Consider the following 6,192-nt stretch of genomic DNA (forward strand, 5'->3'; position numbering starts at 1 on the left):
AACCTGCAACATTTAGTGGTAATCTATATAAAGTTGAGGTGCGAGACGCACTGAGCCGCTAGCCCCCATCGTCTAGAGGCCTAGGACACCTCCCTTTCACGGAGGCGACGGGGATTCGAATTCCCCTGGGGGTACTTAAAAATAACCAAGATAGAACCACTACATCTTAGATGCAGTGGTCTTATTTTTTTGTCTTTAAACACTTTTTTTATCTTTGTGCCAACGGTATCCAACGTGTTCTCGTGAGGAGGCGTTGCTGAATGGGGGCTTACAGACCTTTACGCCTGAAAAACCTGGTAATTCTAGTAATGTAAAGCTATGTAAACTTTGGCATGTCCCGCCGCTGTGATTGTTCGCGTGTGACTGCCTGACTTCTAAGCATGATGGAGCTGGTATGAATATCCGTAGATGCATAGTTTTTCTGGGAGCAGCCTTACTAATGCTCGCCGTCTGGTTGCCGATGCCGTCGGCTCTGGCTTTGGGGGGAGAGCAGCCTGCTCTTGAGCAGCCCGCACCAACCTTCACTCTGCCCAGTAACCAGGGAGCCCAAGATATTTCCCTCAGCGATTATCGGGGAAGCTGGCTAGTCGCCTATTTTTATCCCCAAGACTTTACCTCCGGTTGCACTCTAGAGGCTCGGCGCTTTCAGAAGGATTTGCCAAAGTATTTGGAGCGCAACACAAAGATCGTGGGCATTAGCACCGATGATGTCACCTCCCATAGCGACTTCTGCGACTCCGAAGGGTTGCGTTTTCCCTTACTGGCAGACACGACAGGGGCGGTGAGCAAAGCCTATGGGTCTTACCTGACGGGGCGATCGCTCCGCCACACCTACATAATTGACCCCGATGGCATCCTCCGTGCCCGATTCCTCGGAGTCAATCCTGCTATTCACAGCGCTGAAGTGTTGGCTCGCCTGGAAGAATTGCAGGGAGCCTGACGATGAAAGGAAAAGGGGTGCCTCGCACCCCTTTTCCTTTCATAAATATGGAGCGATCCTCGCCCGACTGAAGGATGGTCTGAACGGCAGGAGCAAGGTACACTAACCGCATTTCCATGCCCTTTTAGCCCCTCACCGTTGTGGCCGATCGCTCCCACAAAGAATCTGTCAAGTTTTGGAAAGACCCGTTGTTACCCCAGGTTGAACTACTGCGGGCGACCTACATTACCCACTCCTTTGCTCGCCACACCCACGATGGTTATGCGTTGGGAGTAATTGAGCGTGGGCAAGAAGGGTTCCAGTATCGTGGGGCCTCCTATGTCGCTCCAGCCGGTAGTATTGCGCTGATTCATCCGGGTGAAGTTCATACAGGGCACGCCGCTGAAGCCAGTGGGTGGACGTATCGCATGTTCTACCCGGACGCCTCCGTTCTCGGAGAAGTTGCTAACCAGTTGGCAGGACATCCGGTCACCCTCCCTTATTTCCCCAACCCTGTGATCCATGACCCTGTATTAGTCCGAGAATTATCGGGCGTGCATCAAGCATTGGAACAGGGTGCTTCGCAGTTGGAATGGGAATCGCGGCTATTGTGGGTGCTGGCTCAGTTGATCGCGCGCTATGGGAGCGATCGCCCCATTCCTCGCTCCATCAGCCCCGACCCCCAACGGATGGCCCAGGTGCGCGACTACCTGGCCACCCATCTGAACGAGAGCGTTTCTCTAGATGACCTTGCCGCTTTCGCCCAGATGCAACCCTTCCGCCTATTGCGCACCTTTCGGGCTCAGTTTGGGCTGCCGCCCCATGCTTACCAAAATCAACTCCGCCTTTACTACGCCAAACGGCTCATCGCTCATGGAGTGCCGCTCGTTCAAGTGGCTATTGATAGCGGCTTTACAGACCAGAGCCACCTGAACCGCCACTTCAAACGCATTTTTGGGGTCACTCCTGGCCAATATCAACGCGGCTGCAAAAACGTACAAGAATTTTCCCGTCTGCCTTCCTTAAGCTAACAACCGTGGGCTACCTCTACACCCCCACAGGGCTGTTCTATGCAGGAAAGCATGCGTCTATCCCGTCTCACACCCGTTTCTGAGTTTCTGGCGGGTGCCCGTGACATTATTCCTCTGGTAGTCGGGGCCATTCCCTTCGGCATTATTTTTGGCACGCTGGCTTTAAGCAGCGGTGTATCGGTGGCTGGGGCGATCGCCCTCTCTGCCGTCGTTTTTGCAGGTTCATCGCAATTTATCGCCATTGGCATGGTTGCGGCGGGTACGGCTTGGCCGCTGATTGTATTGACAACCTTTGTGGTAAATCTACGCCACTTACTCTACAGCATGAGCCTGGTGCCCCATGTGAAGCATTTGCCTCAGCACTGGAAATTAGCGATGGGATTCTGGTTGACGGATGAAGCGTTTGCGATCGCCATTCGCCGCTACGAAACCAATCAGCGCAACCCCTTAGCCCATTGGTATTACCTGGGGGCGGCGCTACTGATGTATGTCAACTGGCAAGTCTGGACCTGCATCGGCATTGCCGTTGGCCAGCGTATCCCCAATGCCGCAAATTGGGGCTTAGACTTTGCCATGTCCGTTACCTTTATCGGCATGATCATTCCCTACTTGAAAACGCGACCCATGGGCCTTGCCGTGACGGTTGCGGGTATCACAGCCCTCCTCACCTACTCCTGGCCCCATAAGGTTGGCTTAATGCTTGCGTCACTGGTCGGCATCACGGTTGGGCTATGGAGCGAAAATGCGCTCCGCGACAAATCTTCAAGTCTTTAAACTGCTATCCCCCTTCCCTAAAAACCATGACTGAATTTCTCCTCATCTCCGGTATGGCCCTGGTCACCTTTGCCATCCGCTATAGCATGTTTGCCATGAGTGGTCGTATTCACCTGTCCCAACCGCTATTGAATGCGTTGCGTTATGTGCCACCTGTGGTGTTAACGGCGATCGTTGTTCCGGCCGTGCTGATGCCTTCCGGCGATACTCTGGAAATTGGATTGGCGAATGCGCGATTGGTAGGGGCGATCGCGGCTTTTGCAACGGGATGGTTCACCCGGAATTTGCTACTCACCATCGTGGTGGGCATGATTAGTTTTTTTCTGTGGCAATGGGTCGTGTTTTAAGCGGATCTGCATCCACTACCGAGTTTTGCTACTTCTACAGCGCTTTGCGCTTAAATTAGCTACGGTTGTTTTTGTGAGAACCGCGCGGAGCGCAGCTCTCACAAAAACAACTAGATTTTAAGGGCTTGAAAAGCGTTGTAAGTCGGTAGTTATCATTACACCTGGAATCCAAACTGCTGTGTGGCACGCTTAACAGGTAGCACAGCAGTTCAGATTCTAAACTTAATTGAGATGAGTGCTTGATAGCGTTTCTATGTAACTTGTGAAATGGTTTTGAAAAGGTGGATGGGCTACACTCACTCCACCTTCCCAAAACTATTTAGGATTTTGACATGTACGGCCCCTCCCCCGACACCAAACACCCAATTGCCAGTACAAGCCGATTGGTTTATTTGAAAAATATTATTACCAATCCACAAATTATTGTCGGTGACTACACCTATTACGATGATTTTGAGAATCCTGAGAACTTTGAGAAAAATGTTCTCTATTTATTTGATTTTGTTGGTGATCAACTAATCATTGGCAAGTTCTGTTCCATTGCTTCTGATGTGAAATTCATTATGAATGGTGGCAACCATCGTACAGATTGGTTTACGAATTATCCATTTCCTGTATTTGGTGAGGGATGGGAAAAAGCGATGCCAAATAGCTGGCCCAATAAGGGCAATACAGTCATTGGCAATGATGTGTGGATTGGGTACGGCGCAACCTTTATGCCCGGGGTTGAAGTAGGGGATGGAGCGATTGTTGCAACCCATTCGGTCGTGACGCGCTCAGTACCCCCCTATACGGTGGTAGGCGGCAATCCTGCAAAGGAAATTCGCAAACGATTTGATGACACTACTATTACAGCCCTCTTAGACATCCGCTGGTGGGATTGGGACATTGAGAAAATTACCCGCAACTTACATACCATTTGTGGATCTGAGATTGAAGCATTGCGGCAAGCTCATTAAATTGCCATTCGTTCTAAGGACTGTTTTATAAGGTTGGTTTTCTACGCTCGAAGCACCAAAAAAACCTTTAAAACAGTCCCTCATACGACAGCTGTTCAACGGCCTTATGAAAAGAAAGGTTTTCGCAATCAAGGCTTAACTCTTTCTCGAGAGCCATTTCATGTGAGGGGATTTACAGGTATGTGTTTTTCTGCCACAGCAAGTTTTACAGTGAGTTCGGTCCTGATACCAGCAGGAGTTTGGTGTATTCAGAAGGCCTGGAAGGGCGATCGCCATTATCTTCCCCTCGCCACATTCCCTCTGGCTTTTGGTCTTCAGCAAGGTATTGAAGGGTTAGTCTGGGTGGGGCTGGGAACCGATAATCCAGCGCTTGTAAGCCGCGCGGCTATAGGATTTGCCTTTTTCTCCCACGGGTTTTGGCTTTGCTGGATACCGCTTATGGCATCTCAGCTAGAAAAGCGACCCCAGATGCGTCGGCTTTGGCAAGGCATGGCCTGGGTAGGAGCACTGTACGGCACCTATCTGCTTGTGCCTTTATGGTTTCATCCCGATTGGTTAACCCTCAGCATCCGCCAGCAGACACTCGACTACGCACTCAAAACTCTCATTGATCACCCGCTATTGGGCTATTGGGGTCGCGTGCTCTATATCGCAACTATTCTGACACCTCTACTCCTGACCCGTAACTCAGTTGTCTCAGGAATGGGATGGCTCGTGCTAGGGACGCTGCTAGCAACATCTCGCTTCTTTGAGCAGGGATTTATTTCGGTGTGGTGCTTTTTTGCGGCGATCGCCTCTAGCTATGTGGTCTATCAGTTTCTTCAGGGCGCTGCCACATTAAGACCCAGCTCCCGATTTCGTCCCTCATAAGCATCCAGACGGGAATGAAATCTGTTCCATCACCGTGGAACAGCACAAGCTGCATTCGTAACAAAAAGAGTGTAGAGCCTTTGGCTCTACACTCTTTCATTCAAAGTTAACGATCGCTCTAAGACACGGACACCAAGCTCACATGATTCACCAGCACCCCAGGCTCCCGCTGAATGGGCAACACATCAAGGATGTCAGTCTGAGCACAGTAGGCCAGATCTTCATGATTGTTGAGGCGTAGCAAACGCTGGCCGTGACTGGCGTGGCGCAATAAATCCAGAAGCCGATTTTGCCAGGTGCCATAGAGAGCAGTAGCAGCGATCGCCTCATCATTGCCAGCCAGAGATTCTGCTGGAAGCTCCAGCAGGTCTGCCAGACCTTGAAGAATAGCCCCAGCGCAAACCGTGTCTTCTAACGAATACGCCCCTTCCCAACCGGAGCCAACAATCCAAATTGTCTCGGGGGCATGAGTTTTGAGGAAATTAACAGCAGCGTTGCGATTGATCAAGGAAGCTGCGAGAACCACTTTGGCGGCCCGTACACTGGTAAGGGCACGGGTACCATTCGTTGTGCTGATAAACAACCGCCGCCCGCCAACGACTTCGGGAGTACATTGCAACGGAGAGTTGCCGAAGTCAAACCCTTCTACCTTCGAACCGCCTCGTTCTCCAGCTCGTAACCGTTTCTCAGGTTGCCAACTTTCACTGACCTGCATCAACTCATCCAAGTCACTAAAAACCTGGACAGCCTCGGCCCCAGCAGAGAGGGCTGTAGCCATGGTTGTTGTCGCTCGCAGGACATCAACGGCGATCGCACAATCTGGGACAGACTGGCTCGGAATCTGTTCAGGGGTGTGGTAAACAAAAACCTTCACGGGCGAGCGTTCCTAATTTAGGTGACCAAACCGTGTCTAATGGGCAGGCTGGCCATTCGTCGGCCCCAGGGTTCGGTGCGTGTGTATGGTTATCATCAAGAAAACCAGCGGCCAGCAACTAGCATCTGCCTTATTGTTGCAGATAACGGAATGTTACGAATAGGGATCATTACCTAGATAGCATAGACTTAACTCCATACACCTGAGTTCCATTACGTTAAAGCACCTATACCTTTTTCTTGAGTGTAATGTGTTGTACACACCACACTCAACAGGAGTCCACGAGACTATACGCTCAGAACTAGTGGGTCATTTGACTCGAATATCGCCATTTTTTATAGGCGGCTGTCAAGATAGTAGGGAACCCTTGGGTGCCCTGCTATGACCCGTCGCCAAAAACATCCCCTGCGTGATCTGA

Annotated in this window: 7 protein-coding genes and 1 tRNA gene; 7 read left to right on the top strand and 1 reads right to left on the bottom strand. The window is 51.0% G+C overall.

All coding sequences use genetic code 11. The features are described from left to right. The first annotated feature begins 61 nt into the window (after window positions 1–61). The 7 genes from H6F91_RS09360 (at window position 62) to H6F91_RS09390 (ending at window position 4,900) form a co-directional block, all read left to right on the top strand. Window positions 62–134: transfer RNA gene (locus H6F91_RS09360), tRNA-Glu, on the top strand. Window positions 135–394: 260 nt separating this feature from the next. Then, the gene (locus H6F91_RS09365; protein WP_190775071.1) at window positions 395–940 is read left to right on the top strand and encodes a peroxiredoxin; all 546 of its coding nucleotides are present in this window, start codon (window positions 395–397) and stop codon (window positions 938–940) included. Between the two features lie 140 nt (window positions 941–1,080). Continuing rightward, window positions 1,081–1,950, top strand: coding sequence for an AraC family ligand binding domain-containing protein (locus H6F91_RS09370; RefSeq protein WP_190775070.1), 870 nt, complete (start codon window positions 1,081–1,083; stop codon window positions 1,948–1,950). 51 nt (window positions 1,951–2,001) lie between these two features. Beyond that, entirely contained in the window at window positions 2,002–2,724 is a 723-nt protein-coding gene (locus H6F91_RS09375) for an AzlC family ABC transporter permease (RefSeq protein WP_190775092.1), read from the top strand. 26 nt (window positions 2,725–2,750) lie between these two features. Beyond that, window positions 2,751–3,071 carry an AzlD domain-containing protein gene (locus H6F91_RS09380; protein WP_190775069.1) on the top strand — a complete coding sequence of 107 codons (321 nt, stop codon included), beginning with the start codon at window positions 2,751–2,753 and terminating at the stop codon, window positions 3,069–3,071. Window positions 3,072–3,403: 332 nt separating this feature from the next. Then, window positions 3,404–4,030, top strand: a complete 627-nt coding sequence (locus tag H6F91_RS09385; protein ID WP_190775068.1) for a CatB-related O-acetyltransferase — start codon at window positions 3,404–3,406, stop codon at window positions 4,028–4,030. Between the two features lie 180 nt (window positions 4,031–4,210). Beyond that, entirely contained in the window at window positions 4,211–4,900 is a 690-nt protein-coding gene (locus tag H6F91_RS09390) for a DUF6629 family protein (protein WP_347280020.1), read from the top strand. Between the two features lie 118 nt (window positions 4,901–5,018). Here H6F91_RS09390 and H6F91_RS09395 read toward each other — a convergent pair whose 3' ends face one another. Beyond that, window positions 5,019–5,774 (bottom strand): 2-phosphosulfolactate phosphatase family protein, encoded by a 756-nt coding sequence (locus H6F91_RS09395; RefSeq protein ID WP_190775066.1) that lies wholly within the window; start codon window positions 5,772–5,774, stop codon window positions 5,019–5,021. Window positions 5,775–6,192: the final 418 nt, after the last annotated feature.

The sequence above is a fragment of the Leptolyngbya sp. FACHB-8 genome (assembly GCF_014695575.1).
Lineage (GTDB): Bacteria > Cyanobacteriota > Cyanobacteriia > Elainellales > Elainellaceae > Vacuolonema.

Coding starts and splice junctions, on each gene's coding strand:
- H6F91_RS09365 (WP_190775071.1), top strand. CDS start 395: ATGAATATCCGTAGATGCATAGTTTTTCTGGGAGCAGCCTTACTAATG.
- H6F91_RS09390 (WP_347280020.1), top strand. CDS start 4,211: ATGTGTTTTTCTGCCACAGCAAGTTTTACAGTGAGTTCGGTCCTGATA.
- H6F91_RS09385 (WP_190775068.1), top strand. CDS start 3,404: ATGTACGGCCCCTCCCCCGACACCAAACACCCAATTGCCAGTACAAGC.
- H6F91_RS09375 (WP_190775092.1), top strand. CDS start 2,002: ATGCGTCTATCCCGTCTCACACCCGTTTCTGAGTTTCTGGCGGGTGCC.
- H6F91_RS09380 (WP_190775069.1), top strand. CDS start 2,751: ATGACTGAATTTCTCCTCATCTCCGGTATGGCCCTGGTCACCTTTGCC.